The sequence below is a fragment of the Empedobacter stercoris genome (assembly GCF_025244765.1).
GTDB lineage: Bacteria > Bacteroidota > Bacteroidia > Flavobacteriales > Weeksellaceae > Empedobacter > Empedobacter stercoris.
This window is the reverse complement of sequence record NZ_CP104209.1, coordinates 2,819,677-2,841,297: the sequence shown is the minus strand read 5'-3', so window position 1 is coordinate 2,841,297 and position 21,621 is coordinate 2,819,677. Positions and strand designations below refer to the sequence as shown.

The following is a 21,621-nucleotide window of genomic DNA, read 5'->3' as shown; positions in this document are numbered from 1 at the left end:
ACCAAAAAAGACTATTGAAATTCAATAGTCTTTTTTGGTTTATATAAGTTTGCGAATGCATCTTAATTTATGCGAATATTTTTGGGAGTCGGTATTAAAAATACCATTGGTATCAATAGGATCAATACGAACTTTACCATGTGCATGTAAAACTTTTCCGTTACCACACATAATTCCTACATGTATTATACGACCTTCTGCATTATCAAAAAATGCTAAATCACCAGGTTCTGCTTCTTCTACAAAACTTAACACTTCGCCCATTTCTGCTTGTTGATAAGCATCTCGTGGTATTTTATATCCGCCAATTTTGTACACTTGTTGTGTTAATCCAGAACAATCTATTCCAAAAGATGATTTACCACCCCACAAATAAGGTACATTTAAGTAAGCTTTTGCTATTTCAACCAACTGATCTTTTGATTTTTTACCAGAAGTATATACGCCAAAATATTCGAAACATTTTGTTCCAATTCGAATCTTACTTTCGTTCAAAGATCGAACTTCAGCTCCAATAGTCAACGTCATAGGCAATCCATTTTCCATCGCATGATTGTACGGATTGATTGCAAATTTCTCCATGAAATCTTTGTTGTATTCTTCTTCAGAAATAGTAATAATTTGTTTCGGATCTAACCAACCTTCGTATCCATCAAAAGTCAACTGAACTTTTGTCCATTTTTCTAATTCTTCTAAAATAATTAACTTTTCTCCAAACAAAACTTGACTCACCATTTCTGATGAATCTCTTGCTTCGGAGCGCAAGGGCGCAACACTTACTTGACAAATAGCGTATTTCATTATTTTTTTCGGATTAATGTAATTCCGTCACGAATTGGTAAAATTATTGACTCTACTCGTTTGTCTTTCGTTACCATTTCATTAAATTCTTTCAAAATTTTTGTCGAAGGATCTTTTTTATCTTCCTCTTCCATCATTACTTTTCCGTACCACAAAACATTGTCAACTAACATGGTTCCTCCTGGACGTAAAAGTTCTAAAACTTTTTCAAAATAATAAGGATAACTCTCTTTATCAGCATCAATAAAAGCTAAATCTACAGAATTTTTCTCGATTGTTTCTAATTCTTCGCGTGCATCATTGATTCTAAAATCAATTTTTGAAGCAAATTCAGATTCATCAAAATATTTTCTGCACAAATATTCCAATTCATCATTTTTATCCATCGTAATGATTTTTCCATCAGATGTCAAACCTTCTGCCAAACACAATGTTGCGTAACCTGTAAAAGTTCCTAATTCAACAATAGTTTTTGGTGCTAAAATTTTTGACAAAACACTTAACAAGCGACCTTGGTATTCGCCCGAAATCATGTGCGGTTGTGTTGTACATTGATAGGTTTCAACACGTAAACGACTCAAGATTTCTGGTTCTTGGTCTGTGTGATGATCTAAATACGATTCTAAAATTGGTGAAATTTTTATCATGCCATTAAAAAGTGTACAAAAATACAAAAAAGTGGTAAACTTTGGCTATATAAAAGGCGTTTCGATGAGAAAATTATTCCGAAAAACAACTAATATTTATCTTCTAAATACTTCATAACCTCTTCATCTGTTATATTCATTGGTGGTTTTTCCCATCCATTCATAGGTTCTTTTATAGAATCGTCAATAATATACGGGACAAGATATTTAATATGTGTATCAGGATTATAAACAACTAATACTTTTTCTCCAACCGAAAACTTACTAATATCTTTAGGAGCCTTTCCTTCATAAGAATGTCCATTATATGAATAAATATACTTAACAAATTCCATTGATCTTGTTTTCGAGAATCCAGAAATAATTCCAACAGTATATAATCTTTTCTCTTTAATTTCATTTAATGAGTTTCTTTGATTAAAAAAAATAATTCCTGATAAAAAAATTAGAATTAATATAATTCCAAGCCATTTTAAAAATTCTGTCTTCTTATCTTCTTTCTCATTTTTCAAAGAGGGTAAAAATTTATTCATACTTAACTAATCTATTTTAATCACTAAACTACAAAATAATCAAACCAAAAAAGCATTACTTTTTGGGTAATGCTTTTTGTTTTGAAAATTATTTTGTTAAATTTAGTCTTAACCTCAACCTGAGTTTAAATTTTTCCTTTTTGAATTATTGTAACAATATCTGGATCTAACAACGTTGAAGTGTCTCCAAAATCAGTTTCATCACTGGCGATTTTTCTCAAAATACGACGCATAATTTTTCCGCTTCGTGTTTTTGGTAAACCTGATACAAACTGAATTTTATCTGGTTTTGCAATTGGTCCAATGAGATGTGCCACTTCATTTTTAATTTCTGCATCTAATTCTTTCGAAACTTCTACACCATCTTGTAAAATCACAAATGCATACAACGCATTTCCTTTAATATCATGTGGAAAACCTACAACTGCACTCTCTGCAACTGCTTCATTTTGGTTGATTGCATTTTCAACAGGTGCTGTACCAAGATTATGTCCAGAAACAATCACGACATCATCTACTCTACCTGTAATTCTATAATTGTCCATCGCATCTCGGTAAGCGCCATCGCCTGTAAAATAATATCCCGGAAAAGTAGAAAAATAGGTTTCGACGTAACGTTTATGATCTCCATAAATAGTTCTTGCCATAGAAGGCCAAGGAAACTTAATCGCCAAACGACCTTCTGCTTTTTCGTTGATTGTTTCTACTTCATGTCCATTATCATCCATTAAAACGGGCTGAATTCCTGGTAATGGCAACGTTGCAAATGTAGGTCGTAATGGTGTAATTCCTGCCAAAGGCGAAATCATAATTGATCCTGTTTCGGTTTGCCACCATGTATCGACAATCGGACAATTTCCTTTCCCTACATAATCATTTAACCAATGCCATGCTTCTTCGTTGATTGGTTCTCCAACTGACCCTAAAACTTTTAGACTTGATAAATCATATTTTTCTACATAGTCTAATGATTCACGAGCTAATGAACGAACTGCTGTTGGAGCAGTATAAAAATGGGTAACTTTTAATTTTTCGACAATTTCCCAAAAACGTCCAAAATCAGGAAAACTTGGAATTCCTTCGAACATAACCGAGGTTGCTCCACAAGCCAATGGACCATAAATAATGTAACTGTGTCCTGTAATCCAACCGATATCCGCTGTACACCAATAAATATCGTTTTTATCCATTTGAAAAATATTGTCAAATGAATAAGCCGTTTCAACCATATACCCTCCACATGTATGCACCATTCCTTTTGGTTTTCCAGTAGAACCCGAAGTATATAAAATAAACAATGGATCTTCTGCATCCATTATTTCTGCTGGACAACTATTATTTACTTTATACATTTCATCAACCCAAAATTTATCGCGCCCACCGAACATAGAAGTTGGTTCTATTGCACGACGATAAACGATACAAGTTTGAATAGAAGGACAGACTTTTAACGCTTCATCACAAATTGCTTTTAAGTTGATTGATTTTGTACCACGAAAAACTTCATTGGCAGTAACCAAAACTTTACATTGTGCATCATTGATACGAGATGCGATTGCAGCAGAAGAAAAACCTGCAAAAACAATAGAATGCACCGCTCCAATTCTTGCACAAGCTAACATCGCAATCGCTAATTCTGGAATCATTGGCATATAAATACACACACGATCGCCTTTTTGTACGCCATTGTTTTTTAACACATTTGCAAATTGACAAACTTTTGAATGCAATTGACGATACGTAATAATTCGAGTTTCTTCTAATGGATTATTCGGTTCCCAAATTAAGGCTGTTTTATTTCCATTTTTTTCTAAATGACGATCTAAAATATTTTCCGTAATATTTAACTTACCTCCTTGAAACCATTTGAAATCCGCTGTTTCAAAATTATATTCCAAAGTTTTGTCCCATCTTTGGTGCCAAACGAAGTTTTCGGCTATTTTGTCCCAAAATTTCTCGGGATCTTTAGTACTTTTTCTGTACGCTTTCTTGTATTCAGAAAACGAATTAATTCTAAAATCATTTATCATTTTAATTGTGGTTTTGAAATTAAATATAAAAAAAGCGAGTCAATTTATCAAATTAACTCGCTTATATTTTTAAAATGAATAAAAACTATTCTATTTTCCTTTATACGGACTTGCGTTGTAATAAGCAATTGCTGTTGGTAATGATTCTTTAATTTTCGAAATACGTGTTGCATCAGAAGGGTGAGTACTCAAAAATTCTGAAACTCCAGCATTTCCACTTTTTGCTGCCATACGTTCCCAGAAAGGTATTGCTTGAGTGGGATCATAACCAGCCATCGCCATTAAATATAATCCTGTGACATCAGCATCTAATTCCATTTTACGAGAATAACTCAATAAAACTCCTTGTCCTACTGCTGGATATAATTGTTCAAAAACTTTTGCATATTCTGCGTTTCCAATGGATCCTCCAACTATTTGTCCTAAACCTTGTGCTGCCATTTGCTGAGAAGCTTGCTCCGCACTATGTCCAGCCAAAGCGTGACCAATTTCGTGACCTAACACAACCGCTAAACCTGTTGCATCCTTCGTTACAGGTAAAATTCCCGTATAAACTGCAACTTTACCTCCAGGCATACACCAAGCATTTACTTCATTCGCTTGTAATAATGTAAATTGCCACTGATAACCTTGCAATTGAGACGAAATTCCTTTCTGTTGATAATATTTTTCTGCTGCATATTTTAAACGGTCTCCAACGGTTTGAACCATTTTTGCATCAGTTGTACCTGTGATTACTTTTCCTTCTTTTAATACTTTATCATATTGTGTAAAAGCAGTTGGCATTAATTCTGCATTTGAGACTAATGATAATGATTTTCTTCCTGTGACAGGATTTGTAGCACATGAAGCTAATACTAAAGCTCCTGCTACAGTTAAAATTATTTTTTTCATATTTTTAAGTTTATTTACCGAGTTTCTTTTTAATTTCATTCAGCTTCATCAATGCTTCAACAGGTGTTAAAGTATTAATATCTGTGTTCATAATCTCTTCACGAATCGATTCTAAAATTGGATCATCCAACTGAAAGAAACTTAACTGCATATTATCTTGCGTTATTTTCTCCGTTTTATTGGAAATTCCTTCATCTGTTTTGGTCGCTTCCAAAACTTTCAACACATCATTGGCTCTATCCACCACTCGTTTTGGCATCCCCGCCATTTTAGCAACATGTATACCAAAACTATGCTCGCTTCCCCCAGGAACTAATTTTCTCAAAAATAAAATCGTATCTTTTGTTTCTTTAATACTAACATTAAAATTCTTGATACGTTCCATTGATTTCGACATTTCATTTAATTCATGGTAATGCGTTGCAAATAATGTTTTTGGTTTCAACGCACTTTGATGTAAAAATTCTGCAATTGCCCATGCAATCGAAATTCCATCGTACGTTGAAGTTCCTCGACCAATTTCATCCAACAAAATCAAACTTCGTTCCGAAATGTTATTTAAGATACTTGCTGTTTCATTCATTTCGACCATAAACGTAGATTCGCCTGAAGAAATATTATCTGAAGCTCCAACTCGCGTAAAAACTTTATCTATTATACCTAATTTAGCAGCTTGTGCTGGAACAAAACTTCCCATTTGCGCCATCAAGACTATCAACGCTGTTTGACGTAAAAGTGCCGATTTACCAGACATATTGGGTCCAGTAATCATAATAATTTGTTGATTTTCTGAATTTAACTCAACATTATTCGATACATATTGTTCTCCAATTGGTAATTGTTGTTCAATAACTGCATGGCGACCTTCTTTTATATTTAATTCAAAACCATCATTAAGAGAAGGTTTGGAATACGAATTCTTTTCCGCAATTTCTGCAAAAGTGGATAGAACATCTAAAAAAGCAATGGCTTTTGCTATTTGTTGAATAGGTAAAAGTTTGGTAATAATTTCTTGTAGAAGATCAATAAACAACTGATTTTCAATGGCTAAAATTTTCTCTTCTGCACCTAAAATCTGTGTTTCATATTCTTTTAATTCTTCCGTGATATAGCGTTCTGCATTGACCAATGTTTGCTTTCGAATCCATTCTTCCGGTACCTTATCTTTGTGTGTATTTCGAACTTCGATATAATATCCAAATACATTATTAAACGCAATTTTCAACGATGAAATTCCAGTTCGTTCTGTTTCACGTTGACACATCTGATCTAAAAAATCTTTTCCAGAAAATTGAATTTTACGTAAGCGATCCAATTCTTCCGAAATACCTTCTCGAATTACATTTCCTTTGACAATCTGATGAGGGGGTTCGTCTGTAAGCGAATCGAAAATCTTTTGAGTCAATTTTTCAATTGGTTCGATTCGTCTAAATAAATCTGATACTTCTTTGATATTCGATTGTTCAGCAACCTCTTTTATATCTTCCGAAATTTTCAAACTTTGCGCCAATTGCAATAATTGTCGTGGCGTAATTTTACCAGTTGAAACTTTTCCAGCTAATCGCTCTAAATCTGTTAATTGAGCCAATTTTTCACGCAAATCATAACGTAAATCACCAAATTTATAGAAATATTCGACAATATTCTGACGACGTTGAATCGATTTTAAATCTTTCAATACCATCACCATCCAACGATTTAGCAAACGTGCACCCATTGGTGTTTTGGTATCATCTAAAATATTCAGTAACGTAACTCCTTTTGGATGTGGTGAATAAACCAACTCAAGATTGCGAATGGTAAAGGGATCCATCCACACAAAATTCTCTTGATTAAGGCGTTGGATTGAAGTAATATGTTGAATTTCGAAATGATGCGTATCATCTAAATAAGCTAAAATCGCACCTGCTGAAATGATTCCTTCTTTTAGATCTTCGATTCCAAAACCTTTCAAATTCTTTGTTTTGAATAAACTTGTTAGTTTATCAATCGCAAAATCATATTGAAAAGCCCAATCATCTAATAAAAATTTACTTTTGACATCAGAAAAATTATATTTGACCCGTTTTTGATAAATGACTTCACTTGGACGAAACGATTGAATAATTTTCGCAACCTGATCTTCTTGACCTTCTGAAACCAAAAATTCTCCTGTCGAAACATCTAATAAAGCAATTCCAAACGATTTTGAACCTTCGTGTACAGCCATCAAAAAGTTATTCGATTTTGAAGACAGCACCTCATCTTGCAACGCCACACCAGGCGTGATTAATTCGGTTACACCACGTTTTACAATTCCCTTTACCGTTTTAGGATCTTCGAGCTGATCACAGATTGCTACACGTAATCCCGCTTTTACCAATTTTGGTAAATAGGTATTTAAACTATGATGCGGAAAACCAGCTAATTCACTATTATCAGAACCGTTAGCACGTTTTGTTAGCACAATATCTAAAATACGCGAAGCACGCACTGCATCTTCTCCAAATGTTTCGTAAAAATCTCCAACTCTGAATAATAACATCGCATCAGGATATTTCGCCTTGATTTGATTATACTGCTTCATAAGTGGAGTTTCCTTATTCTTTACTACTTTTGTCAAATTATTATAACTTTTGAACAGCTAAGTTAGTCAAAAACGAAGTGATGAGAAAACTAAAATTAGATGAATTAGGTCGAGTTTCGACCGAAGAATATAAAGAAATAGAAAAAAATCCAATCGTTGTTGTTTTGGACAATGTAAGGAGTATGCACAATGTTGGGGCAGTTTTTAGAACATCAGATGCTTTTTTGATTGATAAAATTTATTTGTGTGGAATTACGGCAACGCCTCCACATAAAGAAATTCATAAAACAGCAATTGGTGCAGAAAACTCAGTAGATTGGGAATATGTAAAAGATTCGAATGAATTGGTTGCCAAACTAAAAGAAGAAGGTTATCAAATTGTAACAATTGAACAAACGGAAGGTTCTGTTTTATTGAATGAATTTGAAATTGATCAATCTCAGAAATATGCAATTATCATGGGAAATGAAGTGGATGGTGTACAACAATCTATCATTGACCAATGTGATACATGTATTGAAATTCCGCAATCTGGTACAAAACATTCGTTAAATGTTTCGGTTTGTACTGGAATTATTTTATGGAAATGGTATGAAGGATTTATGAAATAGTTAAGCGTTAAGCGAAAATAAAAACTCCAAATTTCATAAAATTTGGAGTTTTTTATTATTTTAAAAATTAACTGAGACATTAATCCATTCTGGATCAAAATCAGCGTTGTATTTTTTGTAGAAATTGATTGCAGGCTCATTCCAATCTAAAACTTGCCAAACCATTCCGTGGTAATTATTTGCTTTTCCGTACGCAATTAACTCATCTAACAATAATTTTCCAATTCCAGATCCACGCATTTTTTCTGTTACAATTAAATCCTCTAAATATAATCGACGACCTTTCCAAGTTGAATAACGATCATAGTGTAACGCGATTCCTTCCACTTTACCATCTACTTCTGCTACCAAAGATCCCCAAACTGGTTTTTCTCCGAAGCCACATTCTTCCATTTCTTCTAAAGTTACTGTAACTTCTTCAGGTGCTTTTTCATATAAAGCCAATTCGTGAATTAACTCTAAAATTCGAGGACAATCTTCTTTTCTTGCCTCTCGTATTGTTACATTTATCATTGTTGTGTATTATTTATTTGTATCTTTTTTTGATTCTTCGAGAAGATCAGAATTAAAAACTTCTAAATTAGTACTTATATCGTCATTCCTATTTCTATTCCTTTTATGCGACGATATAACTCTGTTGCATAATTATCCGTCATTCCTGAAACATAATCTAAGATTCCCATCACTTTTTGATATTTCGTTCCTTTTTCATACAAAAATTGAGTAGGAACCAAACGTAAAGCTTTTTTCTCGAATGTCTTTCGTTCTTTTTCGTCTTTTAAGATTGGAGGAATAAATTGAGAAAGTAATTCTGACATGACATTATAACCTGCATTCTCAATCTCTAAAACTGAACGATGATTGTAAATATTTTCGATTGAAAAACGTTGAATTTCGTCCAAAACTCGTTTAGTTACTTGTTCTGTTTCATTTTTGATCACATCTAACAATGCCGTTTTAAATTCCCCTTTTACAATTTGATCAAAATTATTTTGATACACCTCAACCGATTTTTGAGTCAATAAATTAATTGATTTTGCACGTAAATACGCAATTCGATCATTTTTATCAGAAATTGATTTTAATGTATTTTTTGTTTTATCAATTTGAGATGGATCTAAAGATTCGACCAAATTCAAAAATAATTTTCGGCATTTATCATGATCGATAATTCCTAAACGTTGTGAATCTTCGACATCGATTATCGAATAACAAATATCGTCCGCCGCTTCTACCAACCATACAAACGGATGTCGCTTGTAAATAATTGGCGAATCTTGTTCCAAAATCATATTAGTTTTTTCGGCAATTGTTCTGAACGCTTCTTTTTGAGCCTGAAAAAATCCGAACTTCTTACGATGCAATTGAGTTTTATCTTTTGCAATTGATTCGCAAGGATATTTTGCAATCGCTGCCAATGTAGAATACGTTAAACGTAAACCACCTTCGGACTTTCCGTTTTGTTGTTGCGTCAGAATTCGGATTGCATTTGCGTTTCCTTCAAAATTGATTAAATCAGCCCATTCTGCTTCAGTAAAATATTGTTTCAAATCAGTTTCGTGACGATCAAAATAAGAGGCAATCGCATCTTCTCCAGAATGCCCAAAAGCTGGATTTCCGATATCATGGCACAAACAAGCTGCAGAAATCACATCATGAATGCTATAACTATAAAATTCTTGCGACTCTTTTGTTAATTGATAATTTTCGGTAATAAATTTTCCAACCAAATTTCCCATCGAACGCCCAACAGACGAAACTTCTAATGAATGAGTCAATCTATTGTGCACAAAAACACTTCCTGGTAAAGGAAAAACTTGTGTTTTATTTTGCAAACGACGAAATGCAGACGAAAAAATAATACGATCATAATCGCGCTGATATTCTGATCGTGCATCCGAAGTATCGTTTGTATTGTTACGTTGATTGGTGTAAATATGATTTAGAAGTTCCATAAACTGATTTAGAAAACGAATTTAACGAATAATGTTCAGTCACAAAAAAATCCGAACGGTTTCGTTCGGATTTTTAATTTAGTTTATTCTTTGTCATAAGAATTATTTATTGTCTTTATTAATTTTCCATTTATTAAATAAAAAATCCAAAAGAACAACGCATAACCCAAACTATTAAAAATTTGATTTGACTCTAAACTTAAATTATGAGTTTTAAAATATTTGAATACAATATTTATTGTAAGAGTTATTGAAAAGAAGAAAAAGAAATACAAAATTAGCATTACAACTAAATTTATTTTTTTATTAATTTTCATTGTCAATATTTTATAATGTATAATCTTACCAACTACCAGATGCTCCACCGCCTCCGAAGCTTCCTCCTCCGAAGCCACCAAAGCCGCCTCCGCCGCCAGATGATCCACCCCAAGAACTTCCTCCTGAGCCAAAACCTCCACTACCGAAAACAGAACTTCCAGTGTTCATAATAATAATGTCATCTAACAGACTTCGTCTGCCACCATTTCCTCCATTTCCATTATTATTTCCTCCTTTACCTTTTGACATAATAATAAAGATAAAGATGAAAAATCCAATAACAAAAATAAGAACAAACCAATCCATTTCGGGTTCATTAGATTTTGGTTTATCTTGTTTATATTGTCCTGCAAATGCTTTAAAAATAGAATTAACTCCAGCATTTATTCCACCAGCGTAATCACCTTTTTTGAAATAAGGAATAATTACTTGATCGATTATGGATTTATTGACACTTGGAGGTAAATAAATTTGAGCCGAATATCCCGTTCTGATAGTAATCTTACGATCTTTTTCACTCAATACAATAACAACTCCGTTGTCTTTACCTTTTGTTCCAACACCCCAATTTTCTCCAATTTCATTTGCAAACGTCTCCAAGGGATAACCATCCAAAGACTCTACTGTTAAGACCAAAATTTGAGTTGAAGTAGAGTCGTTATACGCTACCAATTTTCGTTCTAAATCATTCAATTGCATTGCATCAAAAACGTGTGCATAATCCTGCACTAACTTTTTTGGTGGATTTTTCATCTTAACCAATTCATCTGGTGTCTGACCAAAAACGGTTAAAATTGAAAAGAAAAATGTTAGAAAAAAATATTTAATTGTAGCTAATTTCATCTGAAAGTTCATTTGTATCATCCTCTTGATAAGGAAAATATTTTTTAAGTGCTTTGCCTGTTTTTTTAATTCCTTCACAAAGGCCTTTTGTATAATTTTCTTTTTTGAAATGTTTGATAACTTCTTCTTTTATATCATCCCAAAAATCATCAGGTGTTACTTTATCAATTCCCTCATCGCCGATAATTGTAAAATTATGATCGGTTGGAGAAACATGGAATAAAACACCATTTCTGTTTTTTGTTTTATACATTTCTAATCTTTCGAAAACCTCTAAAGCTTTATCAAAATGATTTGGAGAAGATTCGAATTCAATATGAATTCGAATCTCACCACTTGTATTTTTCTCGGCTTTTTGAATGGCTTCGATTATTTTTTTTTCATCTTTTGAAGAAAGAAATTGATGTTTCTTTTTTCCCATAGTGATGATTTTTTTATTATTTAGAAAAATCTATTGTAGGAGCATTTTCAGTTCCTGCCGCAGCTTCGAAATATCCTTTCTCTGTAAAACCAACAATTCCAGCCATCATATTCGTTGGGAATGTTTTAATTTTAGTATTATACACTTTTGCTGCTTCGTTGTATTTTTTTCTTTCGAATAAAACTTCTTGTTCCATACTTTCAATAGAAGCTTGTAAATTAGTAAATCCTGTTACAGCTTTTAACTCTGGGTATCTTTCTACAGATACCAATAAACGGCTTAATGTAGATCCTAATTGATCTTGCGCAGCTTGGAATTTAGAAATATTTTCTTGTGTCAATTGATTTGGATCATCAATTTTTATTTGATTTGATGTTGCTTTTGCACGTGCATCTATAACAGCAGTTAATGTTTCTTTTTCATAATTCGCAGCACCTTTTACAGTTCCAACTAACTGATTGACTAAGTCTGAACGTTTTTGGTATGTATTTTCTACGTTCGACCATTGCGATTTTACATTTTCTTGCATAGGTACTAATCCGTTATAAACAGACATTAACCATAGTCCAATAATTACAATTATTCCAACTAAAGCTCCACCTCCAATAAGACATCCTTTGTTTTTCATAGTTATTTTTTATTTATTAATATGTAAAAATAGTATTTTTTCAACAATCTTTTATCAAAAATAAAGCCGAGCTTTTAAGCAAACTCGGCGAAGATATTTTCTACTATTTTAAGGCTTAATTTAGTAATGTTTTAGCCCAACTTTGTTCGATAGGTAATAACCAATTTTGTTTAAAATCGTGTAAAGAAGAAACACCATTATTGAAAACGTTTACATTTTTAATAGCACCTTCTTTTACTTTTTGTTTAAAATTCGGTAATTTTTCGATGAAGATTTCTTCCTCATTTTCGTAAGAAACTAACATACGGTTTAATAAATCAAACGAATAAGCAGCATCTATTTCGCGTACTAATTTCGTCAACTTATCAATTGAGCATCCACTTGCGGTTGCTTGATTTTCGTCTACTGCAACTACAATAAATTGATCATACGGTAAAACAAAATCAGCTAAAAGTTCAGCTCCATGTGCATTCCAATCTGCAATAAAAGTATTTAATTTTGTTGTAATAACTTCTTTTTCTATTGCCGAGAATTTACGATTGGCTTGAAAAATCCAAATTCTTGATTCGTCTGCTAAATTCATTTTCTCTTCATTTAAAATTTGTATTCAAAGTTACGAAATTATTTTAGCTAATGAGCAAAAAGCAAAAAAGGAGATTGTTTCCAATCCCCTTCTTTTAATAAAAACTATGAATAAAATTATATTCTTTTTACATTTACTGCCATAAGTCCCTTTTTACCTTTTTCTAGGTCAAAAGTTACTCTGTCATTTTCATTAACTCTATCTACTAATCCTGATACGTGTACGAAAATATCTTCACCTCCATTAGCACTTGAAATAAAACCAAAACCTTTTGATTCGTTAAAGAATTTTACTGTTCCTTCTTGCATTTATATATTATTTAATAATTAATTTTTTGAAATTTGAGTCGCTCTGTAGCCTTTTTCGCTTATTGCTTTTTTAAACTCTACTGCATCTCCTACTTTTAATAATTCTTTCGATTCTTTGAAATGGAAAAAAACTTTCTCTGTAGAATTTGTTATTTTGATAAATCCAAAACCTTTCTGATCGTTGTAATTATCAACTACACCTGTTATAAAAACATCTTTATCTTCTGATCTAGAGTTATTCAATAAATCCTTTTCTTTGTCTTGAAGGTGAGGAGGAATATCTGTAAAGTTTCCTAAAACATCAACATAAACAATCATTTCTTCTAATGATTTTCCTTTGTTATTATTTTCTTTACGATTTTCTCTTTTATTTTTTTTCTTTATTTTTTTTCTCTATTTTTTTTAATGCTCTTTTTTTATTTTTTTCCTTTTTAGATGTGGAATCTGCCATAGATATTTTTTATCAAATTTTATTGTTACTTATATAAAAGAGAGATAAAAAAATAAATACCCAACTAAATGAATATCAATTCTAGAGTAATAATTTCGAAGTACAAAAATTAATAAAATGAGTTGACTGAAGTCAAAAAATATAATTAAAAAAGTAAATTAAAGCTTAAAATCTTGTCTCTAATACTTTGCAAATGTACATCTAATATTTTAAGTATTCGTCATTCTATCCAATTCATTTTGTTTTAAATAAAAAAAACCGCCTCAAAAGAGGCGGTTTTACAACGGTTATATTTTTTGAAATTAACTATAAATCTTTCGCTTCCATAATTAATTCAGCTAAATCTTTTACTAATACAGTAGATTCTTTCTCAAAATGTTTTACCCCATCAGTCATCATTGTATTACAAAATGGGCAGCCAGTCGCAATAATATGCGGTTCTTTTTCTAACGCTTCTTCTGTACGCTCGACATTAATGTCTTTGTTACCTTTTTCTGGTTCTTTGAACATTTGAGCACCGCCTGCACCACAACATAGTCCACGTGTTTTACAACGTTTCATTTCAACTAATTCGGCGTCTAATTTTTCAATTAGTTCACGAGGTGCTTCGTACACATCATTTCCTCGACCCAAATAACATGGATCATGGAATGTGATTCGTTTACCTTTGAATGTTTCAGAACCTTCTAATTTCAATTTACCTTCGTTGATTAATTGTTGAAGATATTGCGAGTGATGTAGGACTTCGTAATCTCCTCCTAAACTTGGGTATTCGTTTTTCAAAGTATTGAAACAATGCGGACAAGTTGTAACAATTTTTTTTACCTCGTAAGCATTCAAAACTTCAATATTCATCATCGCTTGCATTTGGAAAACAAATTCGTTTCCTGCTCTTTTTGCGGGGTCCCCCGTACAAGATTCTTCTGTCCCTAAAACTGCAAATTCGACTCCGATGTTATTTAAAATTTTAACAAATGCTCTTGTTATTTTTTTAGCTCTATCATCAAAACTTCCGGCACAACCAACCCAGAACAAAACTTCTGGTTGTTTACCTTCGGCCATATATTGAGCCATTGTTTTAACTGTAATATTTGACATATTTTTTTGTGTTATTTGATTGGATTTGATTTAATGATTACCATCATCAAAAACCTGAATGGAAACATTTTTTTCAACCAAATCTGTAAATTTACCATTGTATCGTGTTGCTTTTACTAAATGGTTGTCTACCCAATGGTAATTTCCTCCACGAGGTTTTCCCATTAAAAGTCCATGATATTTAAAACCATGTTTTTTCAACCAAATTTCTGTGTATTCACGATGTTCTTCTATACGCGATGTGAAAAATGTAATAAAATGCCCTTCTTCATACCATTTATTCAACGTTTCTAAAGCATCTGGATAAACAGCTGCAGTTAACATACGTTCTGGTTCTTCGTTAGGAATATCATCGCAAATTGTTCCATCAATATCAATTAAATAATTCTTGATATTCTCTGGTAAAATAGGACTTACTCTTTCTCCGTTTTCAATTTTTTCCTCTAAGAAATTTTCCATGTGTGTGTTGTGTTTGTATTATGTTTAAATTAATAGTTCTTCGAGAATGAGTAATTGTATTTTACAATTTAATCGTTTGCCCAGTTCAATCTATCTGCATTGTTAAATTGCCAAGGAGCTCCATTGTTTTCGACATTTGTCATCATCATATTTAACTCTTGTGGCGCAGCAGATTGTTCCATGACTAAATAACGACGCAAGTCAACGATGATTGATAATGGATCGATATTTACTGGACAAGCTTGTGCACAGGCATTACAAGATGTACACGCCCATAATTCCTCTGGTGTAATGTAATCATTGACAAGCATTTTTCCATCATCAACAAACTTCCCATTTGTGTCGATATTTTTACTTACTTCTTCTAAACGATCACGTGTATCCATCATAATTTTACGAGGAGATAGTTTTTTACCTGTTAAATTTGCTGGACATTCGGCTGTACAACGACCACATTCTGTACATGTATAGGCATTAAGTAATTGCACTCTGTTTAAATCAAAAATATCTTTTGCCCCAAATGTTTCAGGATCACCTTGTGGTTCAGCAGGTGCTGCATATGGATCTGCATTAGGATCCATCATCATTTTCACCTCATCTGTTACAGCTTGTAAATTATTGAATTCTCCTTTTGGTTCCAATTTAGAAAACCAAGTATTTGGAAAAGCCAAAACGATGTGAAGATGTTTTGAATAATATAAATAATTTAAGAAAAAGAAAATCCCAATGATGTGAAACCACCAAGCTGCTCTTTCTATAAGTGTAATAAATGTAACATCATCAAACTGACTAATTATTGGAGCTGTTAGCCAAGACGAAATTGGAAAAGTTCCTACTTTTGCATAATGTTCTGCTCCCATTACTTGCAATACTTGATCTGCTCCATTCATTGTAAATAAGGCTAACATAAATGCAATTTCCATAATAAGAATATAATTTGCATCGTCTTTTGCCCAACCTTTCATTTCTGGTTTCCAGAAACGTCCAACTTTTACGACATTTCTTCTGAAAAGGAAAATGATACATGAAATCATAACCAAAAAGGCTAAAATTTCGAAAAATGCAATCATTCCGTTATAGAAACTTCCTAAGAAACTAAGCACACGGTGCGTTCCAAACACACCATCGATAATAATTTCTAAAACTTCGATGTTGATTAAAACGAAACCTACATATACAAAAATATGCAAGATTCCTGCTAACGGACGTACCGTCATTTTACCTTGTCCTAACGCGACACGTGCCATCGTTTTCCATCTTTCAGCTGGATGGTCGAAACGATCAATTTCTTTTCCTAATTTGATATTACGTATCAGTTTCTTTACATTTTTTGCAAAGAACCAAATACTCCCAATCATAATTAAGAGAAAAATTACATTTGGAATGTACTTCATCATTTTTTATTAGTCTTTTTTGTGAGTTTTGAGTTTTAATATTTTTTTTAATCCATGTTATGGTTGTACTGGTTGTTTTTTACCAAAAACAGAGATATTAACATAGCGACTTGGATTTTTCTTTAAATCTTCAACCAGCGCATTCATATTTTTAATAGTAGCTTCCAATTCATTGGCAAGCGTTTCATCTTTTGCTAATTTTCCTAAAGATCCTTTTCCATTGTTCATATCTTCTAACAAGATATTCAAATTATTGGATGCTTTTTCAAAATTTTTGATTACTTGATCCAACTCTAATGCATTCAATTTATCTGCAGTTTCACCAAATTTATCAACTGTAGCTTTTGCAGAAGCCATTGTTGCGTTTGCATTGTTAAGTGTCGAATTTAATGTTTTTTCATTAGTTTCAATCAAACGATTTGCACTATTTGATGTTGCTGTTAATGATTTTGCAGTTTTATCAAACGAATCAATTGTATGGTTTAAATTTCTCAACATGGCTTTAATATCTTGCTGAGTTGATGGATCTAATACATTGTTTACACTTCCTAATGTTTGATTAAAGCTTAATAATACACTGTCCAATTTTGCTTGCGTTGGTGTTAATTGCTTTGACAAACCGTCTAACATTCCTCCTGCAATTCGTCCTTGTAAAAAATCTCCGTCTTTTGCAATATCTGGTCCGTAATCCAACAATAGGCGAACCTCTGGGCCAGACATAATTCCTGGTTCATAAATTTCCGCTACTGTTTTCTTCGAAAACTCGATGTCTTTTTCTACAGAAATCACCACTTCAAAATAAATTGGTTTGGCTGTATCTATAATTTTGATTTCTTTCACCTGACCTACTCTCAAACCGTTTACAGAAACAGGTTTTGAAGGTGCTAATCCATTTACATTTTCGTATTTCACTGTAAATAAACGTCCTGATGAAAAGATATTTTGTCCTTTCAAAAAATTGAACAACATAAAGAAACCTACTAAGGTTAACAAGGTTATGATTCCAATTTTGAATTCTTTAGATAATTTCACTTGATATGATTTTATGCAAAAATAAAATTTAATTTGTAAAGAAACACTTTATATTACGCTTACATTGGTTCTTCACCATTAAATGTAACGATAAACGCATTTCTAAAACCTTTATCTTGAACTTGTTTCAATGTTTTTTGAGCTGCTTCCATTGTTTTATCTGCACCAAAATAATATTTTTGGAGTCCACCTTCTTTCACCCTCAATACATTTGTAAGTCCATTGAATTTATCGTCTTTATCTCTATATTTTTTATTAGATGTCATGAATTGTACTCGGTAGTTTTTACCACCTTCTAATTTTTTATTTGTTTCAAATTCAACAATTTTAGCACCTGAAAAACCTTTACGTTTTACTGTTTGCAACAAATCATCTGCTCGGGATTGTAAATCTGTTTCACCATAATAGTACACATATTTATCTCCTTCTTGAATAACATCTAAATCTGTTAAACCCCTCAACTGTGGCGACGTGGCAGAAAATCTCATCTTAGATTCCATTACCTTGATTTTCATTTTTTTTCCTTCTACAGGTTTTTCAACTTTTTTTACAGATTTAGGTTTTTCTTCCTCATATTCTATTCCACTTCTTCGATCGTATTCTTTCTTGAATTGTTTGAACGCTTCATAAATTGTTTGAGAAGACTGCTCTTTTCCTTCGTTAGAGGCTAAATAGTTTCCTTCATCATAATTCGAAATAAATCCTAACTCTACCAAAACTGAAGGTGAAGCATTTCCTCTTAAGACGTGAAAATTAGCTTGTTTCACTCCTCTACTTTTTCTGAAATCTCGGTTTACAAAACCTTTTTCGACTAAATCTGCAAAACGAATAGATTGCTCTTTATAAGCTGCATTCATAATTTCGAAAGCAATAACAGCCTCAGGATCATTTGGATTAAATTTTTCGTAACGTTCTTGATCTTTTTCTAAAAACACAACTGAGTTCTCGCGTTTCGATACTTCGTCTGTTTCGTTTGATCTTTTCAATCCCATCACAAATGTTTCTGTACCCGTCGCACTTTTATTATCAGCCGAATTACAATGAATGGAAACAAATAAATTTGCATGATTATCATTCGAAATTTTTGTACGTTCCCACAATTCTAAAAAAACATCTGTATCGCGTGTTAAAATAACTTTAACATCTTTGTGATTTTTCTTTATTAACTCTGCCAATCTTTTCGAAACATCTAACGTGATATTCTTTTCATAATCAGCGACTCCCCTTGCTCCAACATCTTTACCACCATGACCAGCATCTATAACAATTACAAAATTTTGTTTTTTTTGAGCAAATGAAAGTGTAGAAAATACCAACATCATCGCAAAAAATAAATACTTTTGTATGTTAATCATTTTTAAACTCATACTATAGGTTTGTTTTTTTGATTAATTTTGACGCAATTTATAAAAAATAAGTTTTTCAATTTGTTTACAAAGGCAATTAAATCGATTTTATTTTTTAGTCCAGTTATGGTTTGCACCATTTCTTTTGGACAAGTTAAGCAAAATAATAACGATAAAGATCACTCTAAAATTGTTTCTGATTCTGTGAAATTAGATACGATTATCCCTGTAAAAGAGAAATTAGAGTTTGTAGTAGAGCACAGTTCTGAAGATGAAATTCATAACCGTAAAAAACGTATGACTTACCTTTTGCGTAAGGCACATGTTGTTTATGGTGACATGACTATTGATGCCGATTACATAGAATTAAACTGGGATACGGGTGATGTATATGCCGAAGGTAAACGTGATTCTATTGGTAACATTATTGAAAAAACGAAGTTTACACAAGGTCAACAAGAAATTTTGCAAGATGCTTTCAAAGTAAATTTCAAAACGAAAGTCGGAATTGCGTATAACATTCGCATGACACAAGAAGAAGGAATTATTATTGCTGATAAAGCCAAGCGCGTCAACGATTCGATTATGTTATTGAAACGTGCTGATTTTACAACGGATACTTATTTTAAAGAAGGAAAAGATACACGTCCAGATTATTTTCTTCGTGCCAAAGAAGGAAAAATGATTGATAAAAATGGTAAGAAAACCTTGATTACCGGACCTATTAATATGTGGATTTATGATGTTCCTACCCCTTTAGCATTACCATTTGGGTATATTCCAGCAATGGGCGCAAAACGTGCAGCTGGAATCTTAATGCCACGTCCAGGTGAACGTACAAATCTTGGATTCTTTATCGAAGATTTAGGTTTTTATGTTCCATTTGGTGATAATTTCGATTTAAAACTTTCTGGAGATATTTACACAAAAGGTAGTTGGGCAGCGAGAGCTGAATCGAATTATAAAAAACGTTATAAATACAATGGTAGACTATCGGCAAATGTAGAAAATCGATTAACTGGAATTAAAGGAATTACAGATGGAGCAAATGCATTCTCTAAACAAAATCTGTTTGGTGTAATGTGGTCGCATAGTCAAGATCCTAAAGCAAATCCGTATTGGTTATTCAACGCAAATGTCAACTTTTCGAGTTCAAAATACTACCGAGAATCTGTACGAAATCAGTACATTAATACAGGAGATGTTTTCACAAATAATGTCAACTCATCTATTAACTTGACGAAGAACTTTGAGAACGCACCCTTAACAGCTCAATTGAGTATGTCGCATTCTCAGAACTACAATACGGGTGATATTAACATTGCATTTCCTCGTCTTAACTTAACCATGTCTCGTATTTTTCCATTTGCAAAGAAAAATATGCCAAAAGAAGGTTTATTACAAAACCTTGGACTAACGTATAGTATGCAAGCTGGAAACGAAGTGAACACAAATGATAACGATATTTTCACTGATAAAATGTGGAAAGAACAAATGCGTATGGGTGCAAATCACAAAATTGGTTTACAAACAGGAATAACACTTGCTAATTATTTTCCATTAACCTTATCATCAGATTACAATGAAGTTTGGGGTGATAATCGTTTAATTAAACGTTACAATTCAGTGAATGGAAAAATTGAAGACACAACTTTAAAAGGATTTAATTCGTATCGAACATTTAATTTCAATGCTTCTGTTTCAACGAATATTTATGGCTTATACCTTAATCCTAACAAAGATGCTAAAATCTTAGGTATTCAACATGTGATTACGCCTTCAATTGGCTATAGTTACACACCAGATTTTCAAGGTGAGTCTTGGGGATATTACAAAGCTTACAAAGATCAAAATCAAGAAGAAATTTGGTACAATCAATACCAAGACATGTTGTATGGTGTAGGAATTCCAGGATTGACTAATTCCTTAAATTTTGGACTTTCGAACAATTTAGAGATGAAAGTAAAAAATGATAATGATCCGAAAGGTTTCAAAAAAGTAAAGATTTTTGAATACTTACGTTTAAGTTCATCCTATAATTTTTCTGCAGAAGAATTCAAACTTTCTCCTATAAATATTAATGGAATGACTTCTTTATTTGACCGAAAAGTTAATGTTCAATTTTCATCAACCGTAAATCCATACAAAATTAGACGCTACATCAATGCTTCTGGTAATGAAGTTGCAGAATATGTTGACAAAATGGGATTAGGAGATCTTCGTATTTCGAATATGACATTAGGAACTGGATATACATTTGACAACAGTACATTTGGTGGAAAAGGTTTCGATGCCAAGAACTATAAAAAAAGAGGAACCGTACGTGACGAAAATTTCTATTACGACAGCGATAATTACGCACAATTCGCTATTCCATGGAGTTTAACGGCTAACATCAGCTATAACTACACAAAAGGAACACAGCGAAAGGGAGATAGCACAGGTTCTATTGCATTGAATGGTAAAATCTCTCCAACACCTTATTGGGCAATTTCAGCTAACGCTACATACGATTTTATTACGAATGAGATCACCTATGTTCGTTTCGGATTTGAACGAGATTTACGTAGTTTTACTTTATCGTTTAACTGGACTCCAATGGGAACTTACAAAAGTTATGATTTCTTCATCGGAATCAAAGCTTCGATCCTACAAGATTTGAAGTACAACGACAGATCAAGACTTAATTACTAAAAATATCAA

21 protein-coding genes are annotated in these 21,621 nt (G+C 32.5%); 2 read left to right on the top strand and 19 right to left on the bottom strand.

What is annotated here, in order from left to right:
• Positions 1-39: 39 nt before the first annotated feature.
• From NZD85_RS13495 to mutS, 6 genes are all read right to left on the bottom strand, one after another.
• On the bottom strand, positions 40-801 hold the full coding sequence (locus tag NZD85_RS13495) for a C40 family peptidase (protein WP_171622418.1): 762 nt from the start codon (positions 799-801) through the stop codon (positions 40-42).
• The gene (locus NZD85_RS13490) at positions 801-1,448 is read right to left on the bottom strand and encodes an O-methyltransferase (RefSeq protein ID WP_171622417.1); all 648 of its coding nucleotides are present in this window, start codon (positions 1,446-1,448) and stop codon (positions 801-803) included. The genes NZD85_RS13495 and NZD85_RS13490 overlap by 1 nt, the downstream gene beginning before the upstream one ends.
• 89 nt (positions 1,449-1,537) lie before the next feature.
• Complete coding sequence (locus NZD85_RS13485) at positions 1,538-1,981, bottom strand: hypothetical protein (protein WP_171622416.1); 444 nt, start codon at positions 1,979-1,981, stop codon at positions 1,538-1,540.
• 125 nt (positions 1,982-2,106) lie between these two features.
• On the bottom strand, positions 2,107-4,011 hold the full coding sequence (acs, locus tag NZD85_RS13480) for an acetate--CoA ligase (RefSeq protein ID WP_260542345.1): 1,905 nt from the start codon (positions 4,009-4,011) through the stop codon (positions 2,107-2,109).
• Between the two features lie 90 nt (positions 4,012-4,101).
• Positions 4,102-4,905, bottom strand: coding sequence for a M48 family metallopeptidase (locus NZD85_RS13475; RefSeq protein WP_260542343.1), 804 nt, complete (start codon positions 4,903-4,905; stop codon positions 4,102-4,104).
• Between the two features lie 10 nt (positions 4,906-4,915).
• Positions 4,916-7,471, bottom strand: coding sequence for a DNA mismatch repair protein MutS (gene mutS / locus NZD85_RS13470; RefSeq protein ID WP_260542341.1), 2,556 nt, complete (start codon positions 7,469-7,471; stop codon positions 4,916-4,918).
• A gap of 80 nt (positions 7,472-7,551) precedes the next feature.
• Here mutS and NZD85_RS13465 point away from each other — a divergent pair, with 80 nt between their 5' ends.
• A complete protein-coding gene (locus NZD85_RS13465) occupies positions 7,552-8,082 on the top strand; it encodes an RNA methyltransferase (protein WP_171622412.1) in 531 nt (176 codons plus the stop codon).
• 60 nt (positions 8,083-8,142) lie between these two features.
• On the opposite strand, the gene NZD85_RS13460 is transcribed toward NZD85_RS13465, so the two are convergent.
• The 13 genes from NZD85_RS13460 to NZD85_RS13400 form a co-directional block, all read right to left on the bottom strand.
• A complete protein-coding gene (locus NZD85_RS13460) occupies positions 8,143-8,595 on the bottom strand; it encodes a GNAT family N-acetyltransferase (RefSeq protein WP_225539701.1) in 453 nt (150 codons plus the stop codon).
• A 74-nt stretch (positions 8,596-8,669) separates the two neighbouring features.
• Positions 8,670-10,037 carry a deoxyguanosinetriphosphate triphosphohydrolase gene (locus NZD85_RS13455; RefSeq protein WP_260542337.1) on the bottom strand — a complete coding sequence of 456 codons (1,368 nt, stop codon included), beginning with the start codon at positions 10,035-10,037 and terminating at the stop codon, positions 8,670-8,672.
• A 342-nt stretch (positions 10,038-10,379) separates the two neighbouring features.
• Complete coding sequence (locus NZD85_RS13450) at positions 10,380-11,198, bottom strand: TPM domain-containing protein (protein ID WP_260542335.1); 819 nt, start codon at positions 11,196-11,198, stop codon at positions 10,380-10,382.
• Entirely contained in the window at positions 11,179-11,619 is a 441-nt protein-coding gene (locus tag NZD85_RS13445; protein ID WP_260542333.1) for a TPM domain-containing protein, read from the bottom strand. Before NZD85_RS13445 ends, NZD85_RS13450 begins: the two co-directional genes overlap by 20 nt.
• A gap of 16 nt (positions 11,620-11,635) precedes the next feature.
• A complete protein-coding gene (locus tag NZD85_RS13440; protein ID WP_171622406.1) occupies positions 11,636-12,247 on the bottom strand; it encodes a LemA family protein in 612 nt (203 codons plus the stop codon).
• Between the two features lie 115 nt (positions 12,248-12,362).
• Complete coding sequence (locus NZD85_RS13435) at positions 12,363-12,830, bottom strand: ABC transporter ATPase (RefSeq protein ID WP_171622405.1); 468 nt, start codon at positions 12,828-12,830, stop codon at positions 12,363-12,365.
• A 116-nt stretch (positions 12,831-12,946) separates the two neighbouring features.
• Positions 12,947-13,138 carry a cold-shock protein gene (locus NZD85_RS13430; RefSeq protein ID WP_171622404.1) on the bottom strand — a complete coding sequence of 64 codons (192 nt, stop codon included), beginning with the start codon at positions 13,136-13,138 and terminating at the stop codon, positions 12,947-12,949.
• 18 nt (positions 13,139-13,156) lie between these two features.
• Positions 13,157-13,456, bottom strand: a complete 300-nt coding sequence (locus tag NZD85_RS13425; RefSeq protein WP_260542330.1) for a cold shock domain-containing protein — start codon at positions 13,454-13,456, stop codon at positions 13,157-13,159.
• Between the two features lie 439 nt (positions 13,457-13,895).
• Positions 13,896-14,687: a (Fe-S)-binding protein gene (locus tag NZD85_RS13420; protein ID WP_260542328.1), complete on the bottom strand. Its 792-nt coding sequence runs from the start codon at positions 14,685-14,687 to the stop codon at positions 13,896-13,898.
• Positions 14,688-14,717: 30 nt separating this feature from the next.
• On the bottom strand, positions 14,718-15,146 hold the full coding sequence (locus tag NZD85_RS13415; RefSeq protein WP_260542326.1) for an LNS2 domain-containing protein: 429 nt from the start codon (positions 15,144-15,146) through the stop codon (positions 14,718-14,720).
• 68 nt (positions 15,147-15,214) lie between these two features.
• Positions 15,215-16,540: a (Fe-S)-binding protein gene (locus tag NZD85_RS13410; protein WP_260544593.1), complete on the bottom strand. Its 1,326-nt coding sequence runs from the start codon at positions 16,538-16,540 to the stop codon at positions 15,215-15,217.
• A 57-nt stretch (positions 16,541-16,597) separates the two neighbouring features.
• Positions 16,598-17,572, bottom strand: a complete 975-nt coding sequence (locus NZD85_RS13405; protein WP_260542324.1) for an MlaD family protein — start codon at positions 17,570-17,572, stop codon at positions 16,598-16,600.
• Between the two features lie 59 nt (positions 17,573-17,631).
• The gene (locus NZD85_RS13400) at positions 17,632-18,927 is read right to left on the bottom strand and encodes an N-acetylmuramoyl-L-alanine amidase family protein (RefSeq protein ID WP_260542322.1); all 1,296 of its coding nucleotides are present in this window, start codon (positions 18,925-18,927) and stop codon (positions 17,632-17,634) included.
• 72 nt (positions 18,928-18,999) lie between these two features.
• Between NZD85_RS13400 and NZD85_RS13395 the strand changes: the two genes are divergently transcribed.
• Positions 19,000-21,612 carry a putative LPS assembly protein LptD gene (locus NZD85_RS13395; protein WP_260542320.1) on the top strand — a complete coding sequence of 871 codons (2,613 nt, stop codon included), beginning with the start codon at positions 19,000-19,002 and terminating at the stop codon, positions 21,610-21,612.
• The last annotated feature ends 9 nt before the right edge of the window (positions 21,613-21,621 follow it).

Bases quoted from the DNA above. Each gene is read 5' to 3' on its own strand.
- NZD85_RS13495 (WP_171622418.1), bottom strand. From the start codon at position 801: ATGAAATACGCTATTTGTCAAGTAAGTGTTGCGCCCTTGCGCTCCGAA.
- NZD85_RS13490 (WP_171622417.1), bottom strand. From the start codon at position 1,448: ATGATAAAAATTTCACCAATTTTAGAATCGTATTTAGATCATCACACA.
- NZD85_RS13485 (WP_171622416.1), bottom strand. From the start codon at position 1,981: ATGAATAAATTTTTACCCTCTTTGAAAAATGAGAAAGAAGATAAGAAG.
- acs (WP_260542345.1), bottom strand. From the start codon at position 4,011: ATGATAAATGATTTTAGAATTAATTCGTTTTCTGAATACAAGAAAGCG.
- NZD85_RS13475 (WP_260542343.1), bottom strand. From the start codon at position 4,905: ATGAAAAAAATAATTTTAACTGTAGCAGGAGCTTTAGTATTAGCTTCA.
- mutS (WP_260542341.1), bottom strand. From the start codon at position 7,471: ATGAAGCAGTATAATCAAATCAAGGCGAAATATCCTGATGCGATGTTA.
- NZD85_RS13465 (WP_171622412.1), top strand. From the start codon at position 7,552: ATGAGAAAACTAAAATTAGATGAATTAGGTCGAGTTTCGACCGAAGAA.
- NZD85_RS13460 (WP_225539701.1), bottom strand. From the start codon at position 8,595: ATGATAAATGTAACAATACGAGAGGCAAGAAAAGAAGATTGTCCTCGA.
- NZD85_RS13455 (WP_260542337.1), bottom strand. From the start codon at position 10,037: ATGGAACTTCTAAATCATATTTACACCAATCAACGTAACAATACAAAC.
- NZD85_RS13450 (WP_260542335.1), bottom strand. From the start codon at position 11,198: ATGAAATTAGCTACAATTAAATATTTTTTTCTAACATTTTTCTTTTCA.
- NZD85_RS13445 (WP_260542333.1), bottom strand. From the start codon at position 11,619: ATGGGAAAAAAGAAACATCAATTTCTTTCTTCAAAAGATGAAAAAAAA.
- NZD85_RS13440 (WP_171622406.1), bottom strand. From the start codon at position 12,247: ATGAAAAACAAAGGATGTCTTATTGGAGGTGGAGCTTTAGTTGGAATA.
- NZD85_RS13435 (WP_171622405.1), bottom strand. From the start codon at position 12,830: ATGAATTTAGCAGACGAATCAAGAATTTGGATTTTTCAAGCCAATCGT.
- NZD85_RS13430 (WP_171622404.1), bottom strand. From the start codon at position 13,138: ATGCAAGAAGGAACAGTAAAATTCTTTAACGAATCAAAAGGTTTTGGT.
- NZD85_RS13425 (WP_260542330.1), bottom strand. From the start codon at position 13,456: ATGATTGTTTATGTTGATGTTTTAGGAAACTTTACAGATATTCCTCCT.
- NZD85_RS13420 (WP_260542328.1), bottom strand. From the start codon at position 14,687: ATGTCAAATATTACAGTTAAAACAATGGCTCAATATATGGCCGAAGGT.
- NZD85_RS13415 (WP_260542326.1), bottom strand. From the start codon at position 15,146: ATGGAAAATTTCTTAGAGGAAAAAATTGAAAACGGAGAAAGAGTAAGT.
- NZD85_RS13410 (WP_260544593.1), bottom strand. From the start codon at position 16,540: ATGAAGTACATTCCAAATGTAATTTTTCTCTTAATTATGATTGGGAGT.
- NZD85_RS13400 (WP_260542322.1), bottom strand. From the start codon at position 18,927: ATGATTAACATACAAAAGTATTTATTTTTTGCGATGATGTTGGTATTT.